This is a genomic window from Micromonospora siamensis (genome assembly GCF_900090305.1).
GTDB lineage: Bacteria > Actinomycetota > Actinomycetes > Mycobacteriales > Micromonosporaceae > Micromonospora > Micromonospora siamensis.
In genome coordinates this window covers 5,010,544-5,028,201 of sequence record NZ_LT607751.1, presented here as the reverse complement: position 1 = coordinate 5,028,201, position 17,658 = coordinate 5,010,544, and the positions used below count along the sequence as shown (strand labels likewise).

The 17,658-nt window shown below is 76.1% G+C and carries 17 protein-coding genes; 6 read left to right on the top strand and 11 right to left on the bottom strand.

Translation table 11 applies throughout. From position 1 onward, the window contains the following. Positions 1-23 precede the first annotated feature (23 nt). A complete protein-coding gene (locus GA0074704_RS22795) occupies positions 24-1,106 on the bottom strand; it encodes a polyprenyl synthetase family protein (RefSeq protein WP_088972390.1) in 1,083 nt (360 codons plus the stop codon). 34 nt (positions 1,107-1,140) lie between these two features. Beyond that, on the bottom strand, positions 1,141-2,481 hold the full coding sequence (locus GA0074704_RS28930) for a helix-turn-helix domain-containing protein (RefSeq protein WP_157743768.1): 1,341 nt from the start codon (positions 2,479-2,481) through the stop codon (positions 1,141-1,143). 239 nt (positions 2,482-2,720) lie between these two features. On the opposite strand from GA0074704_RS28930, the gene metF reads away from it, so the two are divergent. Together metF and GA0074704_RS22780 are read left to right on the top strand one after the other, a co-directional pair. After that, positions 2,721-3,638: a methylenetetrahydrofolate reductase [NAD(P)H] gene (metF, locus tag GA0074704_RS22785; protein WP_088972389.1), complete on the top strand. Its 918-nt coding sequence runs from the start codon at positions 2,721-2,723 to the stop codon at positions 3,636-3,638. Between the two features lie 43 nt (positions 3,639-3,681). Next, positions 3,682-4,371 (top strand): CDP-alcohol phosphatidyltransferase family protein, encoded by a 690-nt coding sequence (locus GA0074704_RS22780; protein WP_088972388.1) that lies wholly within the window; start codon positions 3,682-3,684, stop codon positions 4,369-4,371. A gap of 15 nt (positions 4,372-4,386) precedes the next feature. Here GA0074704_RS22780 and GA0074704_RS22775 read toward each other — a convergent pair whose 3' ends face one another. From GA0074704_RS22775 to GA0074704_RS22740, 8 genes are all read right to left on the bottom strand, one after another. Next, on the bottom strand, positions 4,387-5,874 hold the full coding sequence (locus GA0074704_RS22775) for a phytoene desaturase family protein (protein WP_088972387.1): 1,488 nt from the start codon (positions 5,872-5,874) through the stop codon (positions 4,387-4,389). 10 nt (positions 5,875-5,884) lie between these two features. Next, the gene (locus GA0074704_RS22770; protein WP_088972386.1) at positions 5,885-7,012 is read right to left on the bottom strand and encodes a glycosyltransferase; all 1,128 of its coding nucleotides are present in this window, start codon (positions 7,010-7,012) and stop codon (positions 5,885-5,887) included. Continuing rightward, positions 7,009-7,842 carry a carotenoid biosynthesis protein gene (locus GA0074704_RS22765; RefSeq protein ID WP_377470707.1) on the bottom strand — a complete coding sequence of 278 codons (834 nt, stop codon included), beginning with the start codon at positions 7,840-7,842 and terminating at the stop codon, positions 7,009-7,011. The genes GA0074704_RS22770 and GA0074704_RS22765 overlap by 4 nt, the downstream gene beginning before the upstream one ends. Next, positions 7,842-8,411 carry a GNAT family N-acetyltransferase gene (locus tag GA0074704_RS22760; protein ID WP_088972384.1) on the bottom strand — a complete coding sequence of 190 codons (570 nt, stop codon included), beginning with the start codon at positions 8,409-8,411 and terminating at the stop codon, positions 7,842-7,844. Before GA0074704_RS22760 ends, GA0074704_RS22765 begins: the two co-directional genes overlap by 1 nt. After that, positions 8,408-9,148 (bottom strand): monooxygenase, encoded by a 741-nt coding sequence (locus GA0074704_RS22755; RefSeq protein WP_088973895.1) that lies wholly within the window; start codon positions 9,146-9,148, stop codon positions 8,408-8,410. Before GA0074704_RS22755 ends, GA0074704_RS22760 begins: the two co-directional genes overlap by 4 nt. Further along, positions 9,145-9,633, bottom strand: a complete 489-nt coding sequence (locus tag GA0074704_RS22750; RefSeq protein ID WP_088973894.1) for a YbaK/EbsC family protein — start codon at positions 9,631-9,633, stop codon at positions 9,145-9,147. Before GA0074704_RS22750 ends, GA0074704_RS22755 begins: the two co-directional genes overlap by 4 nt. A 559-nt stretch (positions 9,634-10,192) precedes the next feature. Beyond that, positions 10,193-10,999 carry an FAD:protein FMN transferase gene (locus GA0074704_RS22745; protein WP_088972383.1) on the bottom strand — a complete coding sequence of 269 codons (807 nt, stop codon included), beginning with the start codon at positions 10,997-10,999 and terminating at the stop codon, positions 10,193-10,195. Positions 11,000-11,006: 7 nt separating this feature from the next. Further along, positions 11,007-11,504, bottom strand: coding sequence for an FMN-binding protein (locus GA0074704_RS22740; protein ID WP_088972382.1), 498 nt, complete (start codon positions 11,502-11,504; stop codon positions 11,007-11,009). A 119-nt stretch (positions 11,505-11,623) separates the two neighbouring features. Here GA0074704_RS22740 and GA0074704_RS22735 point away from each other — a divergent pair, with 119 nt between their 5' ends. After that, positions 11,624-12,832, top strand: coding sequence for an RNA-guided endonuclease InsQ/TnpB family protein (locus tag GA0074704_RS22735; protein ID WP_088972381.1), 1,209 nt, complete (start codon positions 11,624-11,626; stop codon positions 12,830-12,832). A 13-nt stretch (positions 12,833-12,845) separates the two neighbouring features. Here GA0074704_RS22735 and GA0074704_RS22730 read toward each other — a convergent pair whose 3' ends face one another. After that, positions 12,846-14,243 carry a ferredoxin reductase family protein gene (locus GA0074704_RS22730; RefSeq protein WP_088972380.1) on the bottom strand — a complete coding sequence of 466 codons (1,398 nt, stop codon included), beginning with the start codon at positions 14,241-14,243 and terminating at the stop codon, positions 12,846-12,848. Between the two features lie 520 nt (positions 14,244-14,763). On the opposite strand from GA0074704_RS22730, the gene GA0074704_RS22725 reads away from it, so the two are divergent. The 3 genes from GA0074704_RS22725 to GA0074704_RS22715 all read left to right on the top strand — a co-directional run bounded on the left by GA0074704_RS22725 (position 14,764) and on the right by GA0074704_RS22715 (position 17,655). After that, positions 14,764-15,213: an SAV_6107 family HEPN domain-containing protein gene (locus GA0074704_RS22725; protein ID WP_088972379.1), complete on the top strand. Its 450-nt coding sequence runs from the start codon at positions 14,764-14,766 to the stop codon at positions 15,211-15,213. A 145-nt stretch (positions 15,214-15,358) separates the two neighbouring features. Then, positions 15,359-16,099, top strand: coding sequence for a hypothetical protein (locus GA0074704_RS22720; RefSeq protein ID WP_088972378.1), 741 nt, complete (start codon positions 15,359-15,361; stop codon positions 16,097-16,099). After that, a complete protein-coding gene (locus GA0074704_RS22715) occupies positions 16,096-17,655 on the top strand; it encodes a DNA polymerase Y family protein (protein ID WP_088972377.1) in 1,560 nt (519 codons plus the stop codon). Before GA0074704_RS22720 ends, GA0074704_RS22715 begins: the two co-directional genes overlap by 4 nt. The last annotated feature ends 3 nt before the right edge of the window (positions 17,656-17,658 follow it).

Below are 17,658 nucleotides of genomic sequence, written 5' to 3'. Positions count from 1 at the left end.
GCGGGGCGGTGGCGGGCGGTGGGTCAGTCGGTGCGGCGGGTGGCGGCGATGGCCAGGTCGACCAGGGCCTGCCGGGCCTCGGTGTCCAGGTCGACCGTGCCGAGGGCGGCCAGGGCGGTCTCGGTGAGCGCGGCGATCCGCTGCTCGGTCCGGTCCAGCGCGCCCGTCGCGGTGATCAGCTCCCGCAGCCGGGCGATCCCCGCCTCGTCCAACTCGGGATCGCCCAGCCCGCCGAGCAGCAGGTCGCGGCCCGCCTCGTCCGCCGCCTGGACCGCCGCGGCCACCAGGTACGTCCGCTTCCCCTCCCGCAGGTCGTCCCCGGCCGGCTTGCCGGTCTGCGCCGGGTCCCCGAAGACCCCGAGCACATCGTCGCGGAGCTGGAACGCCTCACCCAGCGGCAGCCCGTACGCCGAGTACGCGTCCCGCACCGCCGCCGGCGCGTCGGCCAGCGCGGCGCCTAGCAGCAGCGGGCGCTCGACCGTGTACTTCGCCGACTTGTAACGGGCCACCTTGCCGGCCCGCTCCAGCGAGAAGTCACCGGTCGCCTGGGTCAGCACGTCGAGGTACTGCCCGACGGTGACCTCGGTGCGCATCTCGTCGAAGACCGGCCGGGCCCGGGCCACCGTACGCGGGTCCAACCCGGCGGAGTGCAGCAGCTCGTCCGACCAGACCAGGCACAGGTCGCCCAGGAGGATCGCCGCGGCGTCGCCGAAGCCGTCCGCGTCGCCACCCCAACCGGCGCCGCGGTGCCGGGTCGCGAACCGCCGGTGCACCGCGGGCTCCCCCCGCCGGGTGTCCGAACGGTCCATCAGGTCGTCGTGGATCAGCGCGCTGGCCTGCACGAACTCCAGCGCGGCCAGGGTGCTCACCACCTGGTCGGAATCCACCCCGCGGGCGCCCCGGTATCCCCAGTAGGCGAAGGCCGGGCGCAGCCGCTTGCCTCCGCCCAGCACGAACCGCTCGATTGCCTCCGCCACCGGGGCCAGGGCGTCGTCCACCCCGTTCATCCAGGAGCGCTGGTGCGCCAGGAACTCGGCCAGGGCCTTGTCGACCCGCTGGCGCAGGCCGGCGCGGTCGACGGGGGAGACGGGAGCAGCGTGGGTCACGCCCCGACGCTAGCCGGTCCCGGCCGGAGCCGCCTCACCCGCCGGGTCGGCGCGTCGGCCGGGGTGGGCCGCCCTGGGGACGACGCGGACCCGGCCGACCGGTCGGCCCGCCCCGCGGCAGCCACGGCCGGACCGCGGCCACGAGCGCGCCGTAGCGGCGTACCGCCGGGGAGTCGGGGTGGTCGGCCAGCCGGCGGCGTACCTCGGTCAGCTGCCCGACGGCCCGCGGCGACCCGGCGCGGACGGCGTCGAGCAGCGCGGCGCCGGCCACCGCGCAGGCCTGCTCCACCTCACCGGCCTCGAGGTGGCCGCGGGCCAGCCAGGCGCCGTAGACGGCCGCGGTGCGGGGCCGTCCCGCCCGGCGGGCGGCGGCCCGCAACAGCGGCTCGGCGGGGCCGGGCCGGCCCAGCGCCACCAGCGTCCGCCCGGTCATCGCGGCCAGCTCCGCGCCGTCGAGCCAGTACAGCCACGGCGGCTCCCGGCCCGGCTCCGGTGCGTCGGCGGCGCGGCCGGCCGCCGCCAGCGCGGCGCCGGCCACGCGGTGCCGGCCGCCGAGCGCGGCGGCCAGCGCCACCCGGTGCAGCAGCAGGGCGCGCAGCCCCGGACTGGCCGCCCGCCGGGCCCCGGCGTAACCCAGCCGGGCCAGCAGCAGCGCCCCCTGCGGATCACCGGCCCCGGCCAGCAGGTGGCTGGCCGAGGCGAGCACGTGCCCGCCGAGCTCCGGGTCGCCGGCCGCCGCGGCCGCCCGCAGGCCCAGCCGGTACGCGCCGAGCGCCCCGGCCGCATCGCCCGCGTCGGCCGCCAGCCAGCCGCACAGCTGCGCCGACTCGGCCAACGCCGGGAGCAGCCGGCGGCGGTCGGCCGGCCCCGCCGCCGAGAACCGGCGCACCACCCGACCCAGCCGGTACGCCCCGGCCGGGGCCAGGTCCGCGCCGCCCACCAGGTCGTCGAGCCGGCGCAGCTCGGCCAGCGGCCCCACCCGGTCCGGCGTCGCACCGACCGGCAGCCCGGACAGCTGCGCGGCGGTCGGGGCGGCGAGGAGCCCACCGTGCGGATCGGCCGACCAGCGGTGTGCCACGGCGATCAGCGCCGCCCGCGGGCGGGAGCCGGTGGCTGGCCCCGGCGCCGCCCCACGATGGCGGTCCCGGGCGGCGGCGTCGGCGAGCAGGCCGGCCGGCACCGCGAGGACGACAGCCAGCCAGCCCAGCCAGAAGTCGCCGGGCAGGCGGAGCTGCCGCTCCCAGCGGGAGACCTCGTGCCGGGTGAGCGTGGAAACGCCGGCGGCGGCGCAGAGCTCGGCGGCCAGCCGCTGCTGGCTCCAGCCACGGCGGTGCCGCAGCCGGGCCAGCAGCGTGCCGAGCGGGGGCGGGGTCATCGGTCCTCCGGAAGGCGTCGGCGCGGCGGGCGACCCGGCCGTCCCGGGTGGGACGGGACGCACGTCGCCTCATCGGTGCTGACCCCCGCGCGGGCCCCCGTGACCGTGGTCCCGCGACCACCGCCACCCGCGCTGGACCATTCATATCCCGGGGGTACGACGCTTCCGTCGCCACGCCGGGCGCTCCACCCGGTGGGAAGATCGCCGGCGGGCCGGCCGCGGCCCGCTAGAGTCGGAACGTGGCGCTCGGTCTTCCCTCCGTCCTCCCCAATCCCCAGCCGGCGATCGGGGAGCTGATCCGCGCCGGTCAGCCGACCTTCTCCTTCGAGTTCTTCCCGCCCAAGACGGCGCAGGGCGAGCGGCTGCTCTGGCAGGCGATCCGCGAGCTGGAGTCGCTGCGGCCGTCGTTCGTGTCGATCACCTACGGCGCGGGCGGCTCGACCCGGGACACCACGGTCGCGGTCACCGAGCGGATCGCCACCGAGACCACCCTGCTGCCGATGGCCCACCTGACCGCGGTCAACCACTCCGTCGCCGAGCTGCGCAACGTGGTCGGCCGGCTGGCCGGTGTGGGCGTGCGCAACGTGCTCGCCGTGCGGGGCGACCCGCCGGGCGACCCGGGCGGTGAGTGGGTCGCCCACCCCGAGGGCGTGCGCTACGCCGAGGACCTGGTCCGGCTGGTCCGCGACGCGGGGGACTTCAGCGTCGGCGTGGCCGCCTTCCCGTACAAACACCCCCGGTCGGCCGACGTGGCCAGCGACACCGCGCACTTCGTCCGCAAGTGCCGGGCCGGCGCCGAGTTCGCGATCACCCAGATGTTCTTCGACGCCGACGACTACCTGCGGCTGCGGGACCGGGTCGCCGCCGCCGGCTGCGACACCCCGATCCTGGCCGGGGTGATGCCGGTGACCCAGCTGGGCACGATCGAGCGGTCGGTGCAGCTGTCCGGGGCGCCGTTCCCGACCGCCCTGGCCGAACGGTTCGCCAAGGTCGCCGACGACCCGGAGGCGGTCCGGCAGCTCGGCGTCGAGCAGGCCAGCGAGATGTGCGGGCGGCTGCTCGACGAGGGCGTGCCGGGCATCCACTTCATCACCCTCAACCGCTCCACCGCGACCCGCGAGGTGTGGCAGCACCTCCAGGCCGGCGCGCGGGTGTGACCCCGGCTGCGCGACACCTGGAGCCTGCTGCGACGGTTGACCGGTGGTGGGGACACAACTGAGCTGGGACGAGTACGCCACCGCCTGGGCCCGGTTGCACGGCGGTTTCGATCCGCGGGTGGCGGCGCCGGTGGTCCGCGCCTGGCTGCGCTTCGCGTACCACGTGGGCTTCATCCTGGGCCGGCTGCGGGTCACCCCGACCGCGGTGACCGTGGCCGGGGTGCTGCTCTGCTTCTGCGTACCGCTGTTCGCCGTACGGCCGGGCAACGGGCCGATCCTGGGCGCGCTGTTCGTGTTGGCCGCCGCCGTGGCGGACAGTGTGGACGGCGCCGTCGCGGTGGCCACCGCCCGGACCACCCGACTCGGCTACGTCTACGACTCGTTGGCCGACCGGCTCGGCGAGGTGGCCTGGCTGACCGCGTTCTGGCTGGTGGGGGCGCCGGGTGCGCTGGTCGTCGCGGGTGGCGCGCTGTCCTGGCTGCACGAGTACGTCCGCGCCCGGGCGGTCGCCGCCGGGATGCGGGAGCTGGGCGCGGTCACCGTGGGGGAGCGGCCCACCCGGGTCTGCGTGGCCCTGGTGGGGCTGCTGCTGGCCGGGGTGAGCGGCCTGATCGACCCGGACCTGACCGCCGGCACGATGACCATGGCGACCGCCGTCTGGGTGCTGCTGGCCGGCTTCGGGCTGGGCCAGCTCCTGTCGGCCGTCCGCCGGGCCCTGATCGACGCCGGCTGACCGGCCGGCCCTCCCTCAGTCCCAGGCGGGGCCGATCTCGTCGGCGACGATCTGGGCGGAGAGGGTGACCATCGGCAGCCCGCCGCCCGGGTGGCTGGAGCCGCCCACCAGCCACAGCCCGTGCGCCGGCCCCCGGTTCGCCGGGCGGAGCAGCCCACCGGCGGTGCCGTAGATCGACCCGCCGGGGGCGGCGGTGGTGGTGGCCAGGTCCGCCGGGGTGCGTACCTCGCGGAACAGCAGCCGGTCCCGCACGTCCACGCCCCGTTCGGCGAGCACGTCCAGGATCCGGTCGGCGTACGCGTCGGCCAGTCCCGGCCGGCGCCAGTCCACCGCCCCGGCGGCGGTGCCGTGGCGGGCCGCGTTGACCAGCACGAACCACGCCTCGTGCCCGGCGGGGCGGACCATCGGGTCGTCGGCCACGGTGACGAAGACCGTCGGGTCCAGCGCCGGCCGGGCGCGCACCCCCCGGCCCGGTGCGCCGAAGACGGCGTCGAACTCGGCGTCGTAGTCGCGCGGGAAGAAGACGTTGTGGTGGGCCAGCCCGGACTCGCCGCGTACGCCGAGCAGCAGCACGAACCCGGCGAGGCTGCGGTCGGTCAGCGCGGCCAGCCGGCGCGGGTGCGGCAGCAGGTCACGGTAGAGGGTGAGCGCGTCGCAGTTGGCCACCACCACGTCGGCGGGGATCGGGGCGGCGGTCCCGGCGACGCGTACCCCGTGCACCCGGCCGCCGGCGGCGTCGATCCGGGTGACCGTGGCGCCGGTGCGGACCACCACCCCCAGGTCCCGGCAGCGGGTGAGCAGCGCGTCGGCGAGCGTGCCCAGCCCGCCGCGCAGGTACCAGCCGCCGTACGCCAGCTCCGCGTAGGGGACGGCGACCAGGGCGGCCGGGGCACGGCGCGGGTCGGCGCCGGTGTAGGTGGCGTACCGGTCGAGCAGCATCCGCAGCCGCGGGTCGGACAGGTGACCGCGGCCCAGCCCGCGCAGCGTACGCCCGGGGGCGATGGCGGCCAGGTCACCCAGCCGCCAGGCCAGCGCGGCCAGGTCGCGCGGCGAGTCGACGGTGCGGCGCAGGATGTCTCGCTCGGAGGCCGCCCACACCCGGGCGGCGCGCTGCCACAGCCGCCGCCAGTCGGCGGCGGGGCGTTCGCCGAGCGCGGCGCCGATCCGGGCGGCGAACCCGTCCGGGTCGGCGCACGAGTCGAGGGTGACGCCGTCGGGGAAGACGTGCCGCACGATCGGGTCCAGCGGTGACAGGTCGAGGTATTCGTCGAGCTTCGCGCCGGTCGCCTCGAACAGGTCGTGGAAGACCTGCGGCAGGGTGAGCAGGCTGGGGCCGGTGTCGAAGTGGAACGACCCCTCGGCCGTGTCGTGGGTGTACCGGCCGAGCTTGCCGCCGACGGTGTCGGCCCGCTCCAGGACGGTCACCTCGTGCCCGGTGGCGGCCAGCCGGGCGGCGGTGGCCAGGCCACCCACCCCGGCGCCGACGACCACGATCCGCGCCATGCCGCTCCTCCTAGGTGACGGGGCGGCCACGCCAGGACAGGCGGCGCCGCTTCCGCAGATGGTACGACCGCCCGGTCAGCCAACCGAGGACCACGACCGACACGGGGTGTGCCAGCGCGTCGGGCCACGCCCGGCCGCCGGTGGCCCGGGCGCAGACCAGCCGCCCGGCGACTCCCAGCAGGTAGGCGGCCAGGGTGACCCCGGCCACGGCCGGCGCGCCGGCCAGCAGCGCCGCCACCGCCAGCAGCGGCGGAGCGGAGTAGAGCAGGAGCAGCAGCGTCACCACGACCGCCGCGGCGGTCGGGTGCCCGAACGAGGCCCAGAGCGACTTGGTGTAGCCGTCGCGCAGCTCGGGCCAGGTCTCGTACATCCGGCAGGCGGCCAGCCGGGAGCCGTCGGCCAGGGCGATCCGGCCGCCGGACCGCTTCACCGCCCGGGCCAGCTCGATGTCCTCCAGCACCTTGTCGGCGACCGCCGCGTGCCCGCCGGCCCGCAGGTAGCCCGCCCGGTCCACGACCAGGAACTGGCCGCCCGCGGCGGCCAGCGACGGCCGCGGCGAGCGTTCCATCGCCCGCAGCGGCAGGAAGGTCAGCCACAACCACTGCAACAGCGGCTGCACCAGCCGGTCGGCCACCGACCGCACCACGATCCGGGGGTACGCCGACAGCAGCGCCGCGTCCGCCGCGCGCAGCTCGGTCACCGCCGCCGCGACCGCGTACGGGGTGAGCACGACGTCGGCGTCGACGAAGGCGAGCGCGGTGGCGGCCGGGTCGGCGCGGCTGGCCAGCTGCCAGCAGGCGTGCGGCTTGCCCAGCCAGCCCGGCGGCGGGGCCACCCCGGTGAGCAGCGTGACCCGCGGGTCGTCGCCGGCCACCGACCGCACCACGTCGGCGGTGCCGTCGGTGGAGCCGTCGTCGAGCACCACGATCCGCAGCCCGGGTACGCCCCGCTGGGCGAGCAGCGACCGCAGGCACGGGGTGACCCGGTCCGCCTCGTCGCGCAGCGGCAGCAGCACCGCCACCGGGTCGGCGACCTCGACCGGCCGGTCGGTGGGGCGGCGCAGCCAGCGGGTGGCGTTGAGCCAGCTGTGCGCGGTCAGCGCGGCCACGACGAGCAGCAGCGCGAGGGCGGCGGTCATCGGGTCGCGTCGACCCCGCCCGCCGGGGTGCCCGCCCGGTCCGGCGTCACGTCGGCCGGGCTGTCCCCGGCGTCCGGGCGACGCCCCCGGCCGAGCGCGACGGCCAGCGGCACGGCGGTCACCGCCATGCCCAGCGCGCCCCAGACCGCCGACGCGGGCAGCCGGAGGAAGACCGCGTGGGCCAGGATGCTGGAGAAGTACGTCCACAGGTAGAGCGCGAACATCGGCCGGTCCGCCGGCCCGGTCTGGTCCACGGCCGGCCCGGCGAGCGGGCGCAGCGCCGCCATCAGCAGCACCGCGAAGAGCAGCCAGCCGAGGTAGTTGCTGACCGGGATGCCGGGCAGCCCGGGCAGCGCCGGGGTCGCGTCGCGCCACCGCCAGTGCCCCTCGGCCACCATCTGCGGGTCGAGGAAGAGGTCCCAGGCGGCCAGCCCGACGGCGGCCAGCCCGATCCGGGCGGTCCGGGCGGTGGTGAGCCGGACGGCGGTGAGCCAGGCCGGCCAGGCCATCCACGTCCAGGCGAGCGGGATGATCAGCGGCACCCCGGCCAGCTTCGGGCCGAGCTGGCCGGAGTAGTCGTAGCTGCCGAACGGGAAACCGGTGGCCACCCCCAGCGCCTCGATCGCGAAACCGCCGCCGGTGGCCACGGCGACCAGGGCGGCGGCCGTACGCGGGCCCCGGGTGAGCAGCGCGTGGCTCACCGAGAGCAGCCAGCCCAGCACCACCGTGGCGACGGTCAGCCGGTTGCGGGTGCCGCCCCCGGTCAGCGGGTAGCAGATCTGGGCGAGGACCAGGACGGCCAGCAGCACCCAGGACAACCGCGCGCGGATCACGGCTGCCCCGGGCGGTCGGCGGTCGGCGCCTCCAGCGGCAGGTCCCGGCCGAGCACCCCGAACGGGCGTTCGTCGCCGGGGAAGTGGAAGTGGCGCAGCAGGTCGACGAAGCCGAACCGGCGGTACAGCCGCCAGGCCCGGGACTTCTGCTCGTCGGCCTCGGGGGTGGAGAGCAGGGTGGTGCTCCCCTCCGCCATGCCGAGCAGGGCGCGCAGCTGTCCGGCCCCCAGCCCGTGCCCCTGCGCCGCGGGCCGGACGTGCAGCTCGACGACCTCGAAGCAGTCGGTGAGCCAGCGCTGCCGGGCCGCCGGGTCCAGGGCGCGCTGGACCTGGTCGTGCCACCACTGACCGGACGTGCCGAGGTAGCCGTAGCCGAAGCCGGCCAGGTGTCCCTCCGAGGAGAGGCTGGCCACCGCCCGGAAGCCGGGGCGGCGGACGTGGGTGGCGATGTAGCCGCGCCGGGCCTGCAGGAGGTCGGCGCGGTAGCCCATCGCCTCGCCGTAGACGGCGACCACGTCGTCCAGCCGCCGGACGAGATCCTCCGGTGTCCACCGGACCAGCCTCATGCGTGTTCCTTCCCCGTCACCTGGTCGCCCTCGGCGACCCAACCCAGCACCGTCCGGTCACCGACCACGTCGCGCACCTCGAACCGGGCGAAGAGTTCCTCGGCGTACCACCCTTCGGTGGGGGTGCGGGTGATCGCGGCCCGGTGCTCGGGGTGACGGTACGCGAACGCCACCAGGTCCGCCGGGTCGCGCCACACGCTGACCGTGCCCTGCCAGCCCAGCGGGGCCTCGCCCACGCCGAACCGGGCCAGCAGGCCGGGCGCGCCGTGCAGCGCGGCGGCCACCGGCGGGATCGCCCGCCAGAAGGTGGCCGCCCGCCGGGGCCGCAGCCGGGCCCGGGTCAGCGCCAGCACCGGCCCGGCCACCCGGCCTCCCGGCGGGTCGCCGAAGGGCCGCCGGCCGGACCACTCGCCCCGGCTGGTCACCGGCCGCAGGTCGACCCGTGCGGAGGAACGGGCGATCCGGGCCCAGGACCGGCCGACCGGGGAGTCGTCGAAGCGGTCCGCCGCCGCGGCGGAGTCCCAGACCACCAGGGCGGCCCAGCGGGTCAGGTCGGCGTCGCCCGGGCCGAAGCCGGTGCCCGTCCCGGTGCCGAGCAGCTTGGCGAACCGGACGCCGGGCAGCCGGCGCAGCCGCGGCGGGAGCGTCGCCATCCGGGCCAGCGCCCGGGGGACGGTCGTGCGGGGGATCCGCCACACGTGCAGGGTGACCAGGTCGGGGACAGCGGGCTCGCTCACGCCACCCCGACCGCGGTGCCCGCGGTGATCCACAGCAGGTCGGCGTACGTGGTGGGGAAGACCGCCCGCGGCACCCCGCCGGCCGCCCACACCTCGTCGTACGCCTCGAGCGCGGTGTCGACCAGCGTGCGTAGCGGTGTTGGGTGGCCGACCGGCGCGACCCCGCCGATCGGCTGGCCGGTGTGCTCCCGGACGAACTCCGGGGTGGCCCGGCGCAGGTGGGTGAGCCCGAGGGAGGCGGCCAGGCCGGCGGTGTCCACCCGGTGCGCGCCGGAGGTCAGCACCAGCAGCGGCGCGCCGTCGGCGTCGAAGATGAGCGAGTTGGCGATCTGGCCGACCTGGACGCCCAGCGCCTCGGCCGCCGCGGCGGCGGTGTGCACGGCGTCGGGCAGCAGGCGGACCTGGGTGGCGGCCCCGGAGGCGTCCCGCGCTCCCGCGTCGTCGAGCGCCCGCTGCACCGCCTGCACGTTCGGGTGTGGCTGCATGCCGACCATTCTTCCCGGTTCGCCGCCGCGCCGTTCGGCCGGCCACGCCGCGCGCCGCATCGAGCCGCCACCCGCTCCACGGCTCCGCGCCGCGCCGCCGCCGCGATGGGCCGCGTCGGCACGGTCCTGCCCGGCCTGTCGCCACGGCCGGCGGATCTCGGTCTCCGCCGGCCCGCCGCCACGGCCGCCACGACCGCGGTCCCGCCGCGCGGCGGCCAGGTCCCAAGCCGTATCCGTCGCCAGCCAGCGACCCGATGGTTACCGACAGCGACCAGGCTTGCCCCCTCGACCACCTGTGTCGCTCCCTTTGCTCTGCTGCCGCCGGCGCAACAGGCACCCTCGGTCACTGTTGCGTGGAAGGCAGCAGAGCAAAGGGGCGCGAAGAGATGCGCCGGGCTGGGCGGAGCTCTTCGCGAATCTCCTGGTCGGCGGGTTGCGCCCGCCGGAAGGGTTGGCCAGGCCCGCGCCGGTTCGGTGCGGGCGACCACGGATCGTGACCAAATCCCTCGGCCGAGGGGAGTGTCGCGCAGAGCCATGAGCATCCGGAGTCGGGTGGCCGTCAGGCAGGGCGGAGGATCCTGCTGCCGGGCCAACCGGGGGTGGCGGTCACCCGGCCGGCCGCGTTGACCAGCAGGGCCGCGTACCCGTCCAGGGTGGCCAGCCAGTCCACGGCGTCGGCGCCCCGGGCGACCGCCGCGGTGGCGTACACGTCGGCCCAGAGCAGCTCGGGCCCGACCACGGTGACCGACCGGACGGCCTCGGCCGGTCGCCCGGAGCGTGGGTCGGTGATGTGCGCGCCGCGCCGGGCGGTGCCCGAGGTGGCGACCGCGCCGCGCTCCAGTTCGAGCACGTCGAGCAGCCGTTCGGGGTGACCCGGATCCTCCACGCCGACCCGCCACGACGGGCGCCCCGGGCCGGTACGCAGCAGCACGTCACCGCCGGCGTTCAGGCACAGGTCGTGCCCGTCCAGGTCGGCGAGCCAGCGGGCGGCTCGCTGCACCGCCCAGCCCTTGACCAGGCCGGACGGGTCGAAGCCGACGCCGCCCAGGGGTAGCGGCAGGTGGCGGGCGTCGAACCACCCGCCGGTCCGCGCGCGAGCCTCCTCGCAGAGCGTCACCACCTCGCGCACCAGCGGGTCGGCGGTGACGGCCGGGCCGGGCGGCGCGCCGCCGAGCCGGCCCAGCGCGCTCTCCGGCCGGTACGTGCTGAACACCGCGTCCAGCTCGCGCAGCTCGCCGAAGATCCGCTCCACCCGTTGCGCCACCGCGTCGGTACGCACCTCGGGCCCGCGCAGGTGCACGCTGACCGGCAGCCCCATCACCTGCACCACCCAGGCGCGCCGGTCGGGTTCCACGGTCAGGTTCATGGTGTCCTCACTTCAGGTGCGCCGCGTCGAGCGCCGACTGGAGGGACTCCCGATAGCCCTCGCTGGTGACGGTGGCCCCGGAGACGGTGTCGATGTTCGCGCTCTGGGCCGCGATGGCCTCCTGCCGCAGCACCGGCACGGCGTAGTCGTTGATCTCCTGGTCCCGGTGGTTGCCGTCCGGCACCTGCACCGCCGTGACGTCGGTGATCTTCCCGCCGGAGACGGTGATCCGGACCTGCACCGGCCCCCACCGGGTCTGCGCCACCGACCCGGTGGCCGTGCCGGAAGCCCCGCCGGACGAGCCGCCGGAGTCGTTCGACGAGCCGCCGGAGGAGTCGGTGTCGCTGCCGTCGTCCGTGCCGCTCCAGGAGCTGCCGGTCGAGCCGTCCGAGCCGGCGGCGATCGCGCTGCTCTCCCTGCCCGGTCCCATGGTGCTGGTCTTGTAGCTGAACAGCAGCACCAGCGCGGCGACCGTGGACAGCAACCAGAGGGTGATCCGTCGCACGGATCCTCCTTTACTTTCGGTCATCGAATTGCCGCCAGGACGCCCGACCGTTCGGGGCGGGGAAGATTGGCGGACCTCTCGCTGTTAGCCATGATCATCTCCTTTGGTAATCTGGTCCTATGAGGACGGCGTACAAGTGCCGGGCCTACCCGACGCCCGAACAGGCCGCGGTGCTGAACCGTACGTTCGGATGCGTGCGCGTCGTCTGGAACCGCACCCTCGTCGCTCGTCACGCTCGCTGGCACACCGAGCGCAAGAGCACCTCGTACGCCGAAACCGACCGAGCGCTGACCGAGATGAAGTGCGTGCCTGAGTTGGCGTTCCTTAACGAGGTGTCGTCTGTGCCGTTGCAGCAGACGCTGCGACACCAGCACAACGCCATGACTGCCTTTTTCGCGAAGCGGGCTCGTTACCCCCGGTTCAAGTCTCGCCACGGCCGTCAGTCCGCCTCCTACACCCGGTCGGCGTTCCGGATGCGCAACGGGCATCTCAGCCTCGGTAAGACCCCGGGGGCTCTGGCGTTCGTCTGGTCGTGGCCGAACATCGATGCGGCCACCCTCGACCCGTCCACGGTGACGGTGTCGCGTAACCCGGACGGCCGCTGGTATGTCACTTTTGCCCTTGACGTCGAGGTCCCGCCGGCACCCGAGCTGACCGGGCGGGTCGTCGGCGTCGACCTCGGGCTGACCGACTTCGCGGTCCTGTCCACCGGCGAACGCATCCCCCACCCGAAGCACATGGAACGCCGAGAGCGCCGACTCAGGCGGTACCAGCGGATGATGGCCCGCAAAAAGCGTGGCTCCAACAACCGGGCCAAAATCAAGAAGAAGATCGCCCGCGTGCACTCCCAGGTACGTGATGCTCGGCGGGACTTCCTTCACAAGGCCAGCACCGCTCTGGTGCGCCGGTTCGACGCGATCGCGGTGGAAGATCTTGCCGTGGCGAACATGGCCCGCAACCACAGACTCGCCAAGGCGATCTCCCGCACCGGTTGGGCCGAGTTCCGGCAGATGCTGGCCTATAAGGCACACCGTGACGGCCGGCACCTGGCCGTCGTCGACCGCTGGTACCCGTCCAGCAAGACGTGCTCGACGTGCGGACACCTGCTCGCCAGACTCTCGCTCCAAACGCGTCGTTGGACGTGTCCGAACTGCGGCACCCGGCACGACCGGGACGTCAACGCCGCCAAGAACATCGCGGTCGCCGCCGGGCTGGCGGAGACGATAAACGCCTGCGGAGCGGACGTCAGACATGGAAGGCCTCCTTCCGTGCGGTCTGCAATGAACCAGGAACTTTCTCGAGCGATCGAGGGAATCCCCGTCCTTTAGGACGGAGAGGATGTCAACAGGCGAAGCGTTCGTAATGGACGTGCCCATTGGGTACCCCGGCCGCGCGGGTGGCGGCGCGGACGGCGTCGACCCAGCCGTCCGGGCCGCAGAGGTACACGTCGTGTCCCGCGATCTCCGGCGACAGCCGGCGCAGCGCCTCGACGTCGGAGAGCCCTTCGGCGTACGCCGGCAGCCAGGACGGTCGCCGCGCGCGCGGCCCGACCAGGTGGTGGACCACCACGCCGCGCTCCGCGGCGATCCGGTCCAGCTCCGCGCGGAAGGCCAGCTCCTCTGGAGTACGCGCGCGGTAGAGCAGCACCGCGTGGCCCGGGGCGTACGGCAGCTCCCAGAGCAGCGCCAGCAGCGGGGTGATGCCCACGCCGCAGGCGAGCATGGTGACCCCGCCGCCGCGCCAGTGCTCCCCGGTCAGCCGCCCGTACGGCCCCTCCAGCAGCACCTTCGTGCCGGGGCGCAGGGCGGCCACCCGGGAGCTGTCGTCGCCGAGCTGCTTGACGGTGATCCGCATCAGGTCACCCGACGGCGGCGCGGACAGCGAGTACGGGTGGGCGCGGGACCAACCGGGGCCGTCCAGGAACCGCCAGTTGAAGAACTGCCCGGCCCGGACGGGCAGCCGGTGCAGGTGGCGCCCGCGCAGCCAGACGGAGGTGATGCCGGGCGCCTCGGGCACCACCGCGGCCACCTCCACCCGGTGCCGCAGCGAGCGCCAGGCCGGCAGCCCCAGCCGGAACAGCAGCACGCTGCCCAGCGCCAGCAGGTACACCGTCCACCAGTAGGCGCGGGCGGCGGTCGAGTCGACGAAGTCGGCGCCGGTCCAGAGCTGGTGCGGTAGCGCCAGCGCGATGCCCAGGTAGGCGTACAGGTGCAGCAGGTGCCAGGACTCGTAGCGCAGCCGGCGCCGGGCCGCCCGGACCGAGGTCACCACGACCAGGACCAGCAGCGCCAGCGCCGCCGTGGCCAGCAGCATCCCCGGGTACGTGACGACCAGGTCCCAGGTTTCGGCGAGTACGCCCTGCCGGGCGGTGCCGGCGTACCCGAGGACCGTCAGCGCGACGTGGGCGAGGAGCAGGTCGAAGGAGGTGAAGCCGGCGAGCCGGTGCCAGCGGGCGATCCGGTCCTGGCCGAAGCTGCGCTCGATCAGCGGAACCCGGGCCATCAGCACCACCTGGACGAGCATCAGGTCGGCGCTGAGCAGGCCGGTGAGCCGGCCGGCGGAGGTCAGGCCGGTGGCCGGGCCGGAGAGCAGCTCCTGTACCCCCCGGTCGGCGGTCCAGAGCGCGGTGACCACCAGCAGGCTGAGCCCGGCGGCGACGCCCGCCAGGTCCGCCCACCAGCGGGGGGCGGCCGGGAGCGGGCGGCGGACGGTGCGCCGGTCCGCGACGGCGGCGGTCACCGGACGGTCGTTTCGGTACGGCTCACGTTCATGACCTCACCCTGGTCCGGGGAACTCTGCGCCTGCTTTGCCGTCGCTGTGCGCCACCTGGGAATCCGGACCGGGGATTCGCCTGCCCGGCGCGCCACACGTTGCGTTTTCGTCGGCGGGGAGGTGTACTGTCAGCAGTAGTTAGAACGAGTGTTCGATTGAGTCGCACACCCGTTCCAACGATCTCCGGGAGCGGTGTTTCGCGGCACCGCCTCCCGGGCGGCGCGGTTCCGCGGACCGCGCCGGGCGCCGGGCAGTCGCGAGCCCGGTTCCCGTCAAGGCAGGACCGTCGTCCGCCGCCCACCGACCCCCGGGCGGCGGACGACGGACCCGCCGGTACGCCGGCCGGGTGTGGTGTGGGGAAGCGTCCACACCCGGCCGGCCACCACCAGGTGCGTCTTCCTCCGCACCACCGCCCTCGGGCGCACCACCGGCGGATTCCGGTCCGCGGCGCGGCGCGTCCGTCCCGGTCACGTGGAGGAGACGTCCCATGCCGACCAGTCCGGCCCAGGCACCGACGGTGCCGGCGCACGTGCTGCCGCACCGCACCCCGGCCCAACTGCTCGCGGTGGCCCGTCGTGGTCTCGTCGAGGCCGCCCAGACCCGTCCCGACGGTCTCCGGTACGCCGCCGCCCACCTCTCCGCCCTGCGCGCCGCCGCGGCCCTGCTCGCCGCCCGGGCCCGTCCCGCGCCCACCCGACGCAACCGGATCACCAGCGTCTGGGTGCTGCTCAGCGCCGTCGCCCCCGAGCTGGACGAGTGGGCGCGCTACTTCGCCGCCGGCGCCGGCAAGCGGGCCGCCGCCGAGGCCGGCATCCCCCGGGTGGTGACCGCCCGGGAGGCCGACGATCTGCTCCGCGCCGCCGAGGAGTTCGTGACGGTGGTGGAGAACGCGCTCGGCGTGCCGCACCAACCCGCGCTCGACGGGCTCGCCGCCTGAGGCCCGTGGCGTCCGGCCACCGGCGGGAGAACCGTGGCCGGACGCCACGCATCCAGATCCAGCAGACCGGCCGGGCTTAGGCCGGCCAATTCGGCACTGCACGACCGGGCTTCGCCCCGGGGTCACACGACGGGGGGTTGGTCCGATGGCGGGCCGCATGGTTGTCGGTTCCGCCGCACTGGCCGGTCTGGTGCGTCCGGCGAGCGCACCCGATCCGACGGGCGGCCACCGGGTGCTGCCGGTCGCGCCCGAGCTGACCGGGCTGCTGCCCAACCGGGGACTGCGCCGGGGCAGCACCGTCGCGGTGGCCACCGGGCAGCCCCGGCGCAGCGGCGGCACCTCGCTGGTGCTGGCGCTGCTCGCCGAGGCGTCCCGCGCCGGCTCGTGGTGCGCCGTGGTGGGGGTGCCGACCTTCGGCGCCGGGGCGGCCGCCGAGGCCGGCATCGCCCTGGACCGGCTCGCCCTGGTGCCCAACCCCGGCCCCGAGTGGTCGACCGTGGTCGCCGCGCTGATCGACGGGGTGGACGTGGTGGTCACCGCCGTGCCGGCGAGCGTCTCCGCGTCGGTGGCCACCCGGCTGGCCGCCCGGGCCCGGCAGCGGGGCAGCGTGCTCGTCCCGTACGGCCGGTGGGACGGCGCGGACGTCACCCTCCAGGTGGTCCGGGGGGTCTGGGAGGGGCTCGGCGCGGGCCGGGGGCGGCTGCGCCGCCGCGAGGTCACCGTGTCGGCCCGGGGTCGCGGCGCGGCCGCCCGGCCCAAGGAGATCAAGGTCTGGCTGCCCGGGGACGCGCTGACCCGGGTCGTCCCCCGGTCCGCCGGAGCGTCGGCTCCGTCCCGGGCGGTCCCGTCCCGTCGGGGCGCGCTCACCCTGGTCGGGTCCGTGTGACCGCGCCGGTACGCACCCTGCTGCTCTGGTGCCCGGACTGGCCGGTCATCGCCGCGGAGATCGTCGACGGGGTGCCGGCCACCGGGCCGGTGGCCGTGCTGCACGCCAACCGGGTGGTGGCCTGCTCGGAACAGGCCCGCGCCGAGGGGGTGCGCCGAGGGCTGCGCCGACGGGAGGCGCAGGGGCGCTGCCCCCGGCTGACCGTGGTCGACCACGACCCCGGCCGGGACGCCCGGGCGTTCGAGCCGGTGGTCGCCGCGGTCGAGGAGGTGGCCGCCGGGGTCGAGGTGGTCCGTCCCGGCGCCTGCGCGCTGGCGGCCCGGGGCCCCGCCCGCTACCTCGGCGGCGAGGAGGCGGCCGCCGAACGGATCATCGAGCAGGTCGCCCAGGCGTGTGCGGTGGAGAGCCAGGTCGGGATCGCCGACGGGGTCTTCGCCGCCGGGCTGGCCGCGCGGACCGGGCGGGTGGTGTCGCCGGGCGGGTCGCCCGCCTTCCTGGCCGACCTGCCGGTGGAGGCGCTCGGCCGGCCGGCCCTGACCGACCTGCTGCGCCGGCTCGGCGTACGCACGCTGGGTGACTTCGCGGCGCTGCCGGCCGGCGACGTGCTGGCCCGGTTCGGCTTCGACGGGGCCCTGGCCCACCGGCTCGCCGCAGGAAGGGACCACCGGCCGCTCGCGGTCCGGCAGCCCCCGGTCGACCTGGCGGTGACCGCCGACCACGACGAGCCGATCGACCGGGTCGACGCGGCGGCGTTCGCCGCCCGGGCGCTGGCCGAGCGGCTGCACGAGCGGCTCGCCGCGCACGGCCTGGCCTGCACCCGGCTCGGCATCGAGGCGGTCACCGCGCACGGCCAGGAACTGCACCGGGTGTGGCGGCACGACGGGCTGCTGACCGTCGCGGCGATCGCCGACCGGGTCCGCTGGCAGCTCGACGGCTGGCTCTCCGGCAGCAACGGCCGGGCCGGTGGCCGCCCGGCCCGGCCGACGGCCGGGATCATCCGGCTGCGCCTGGTCCCCGACGGGGTGCTCGCCCAGGCGGGGTTGCAGGCCGGGCTCTGGGGGGAGGCCGGCGAGGAGCGGGAGCGGGCGCACCGGGCGTTGAGCCGGGTGCAGGGCATCCTCGGGCCGGAGGCGGTGGTCACCGCCGTGCTCGGCGGCGGCCGTTCCCCGGCCGACCAGACCCGACTGGTCCCGTGGGGCGACGAGCGGCTGCCCGCCCGTCCCGGGCAGCCGCCGTGGCCGGGCCGGATCCCGCCGCCCGCGCCGGCCGTGGTGCTGCCCAGCCCGCTGCCGGCCACTGTGCACGACGCCGCCGGGGAACCGGTCGTGGTCACCGCCCGGCTGGCGGTGAGCGCCGCACCCGCGCGGCTGACCGTCGGCACCGGCCGGCCGGCCGAGATCGTCGGCTGGGCCGGCCCGTGGCCGGTGGACGAGCGCTGGTGGGCCCCGGCCGAGGCCCGCCGGCGGGCCCGGTTCCAGGTCGGCCTCGCCGACGGCGCCGCCCTGCTGCTCGCCGTCGAGGGCGGCCGGTGGCTGGTGGAGGCGATCTATGACTGAGCG

Coding starts and splice junctions, on each gene's coding strand:
- GA0074704_RS22775 (WP_088972387.1), bottom strand. CDS start 5,874: ATGGCGCGGATCGTGGTCGTCGGCGCCGGGGTGGGTGGCCTGGCCACC.
- GA0074704_RS22725 (WP_088972379.1), top strand. CDS start 14,764: ATGCCGACCAGTCCGGCCCAGGCACCGACGGTGCCGGCGCACGTGCTG.
- GA0074704_RS22735 (WP_088972381.1), top strand. CDS start 11,624: ATGAGGACGGCGTACAAGTGCCGGGCCTACCCGACGCCCGAACAGGCC.
- GA0074704_RS22720 (WP_088972378.1), top strand. CDS start 15,359: ATGGCGGGCCGCATGGTTGTCGGTTCCGCCGCACTGGCCGGTCTGGTG.
- GA0074704_RS22750 (WP_088973894.1), bottom strand. CDS start 9,633: ATGCAGCCACACCCGAACGTGCAGGCGGTGCAGCGGGCGCTCGACGAC.
- GA0074704_RS22760 (WP_088972384.1), bottom strand. CDS start 8,411: ATGAGGCTGGTCCGGTGGACACCGGAGGATCTCGTCCGGCGGCTGGAC.
- GA0074704_RS22770 (WP_088972386.1), bottom strand. CDS start 7,012: ATGACCGCCGCCCTCGCGCTGCTGCTCGTCGTGGCCGCGCTGACCGCG.
- GA0074704_RS28930 (WP_157743768.1), bottom strand. CDS start 2,481: ATGACCCCGCCCCCGCTCGGCACGCTGCTGGCCCGGCTGCGGCACCGC.
- GA0074704_RS22745 (WP_088972383.1), bottom strand. CDS start 10,999: ATGAACCTGACCGTGGAACCCGACCGGCGCGCCTGGGTGGTGCAGGTG.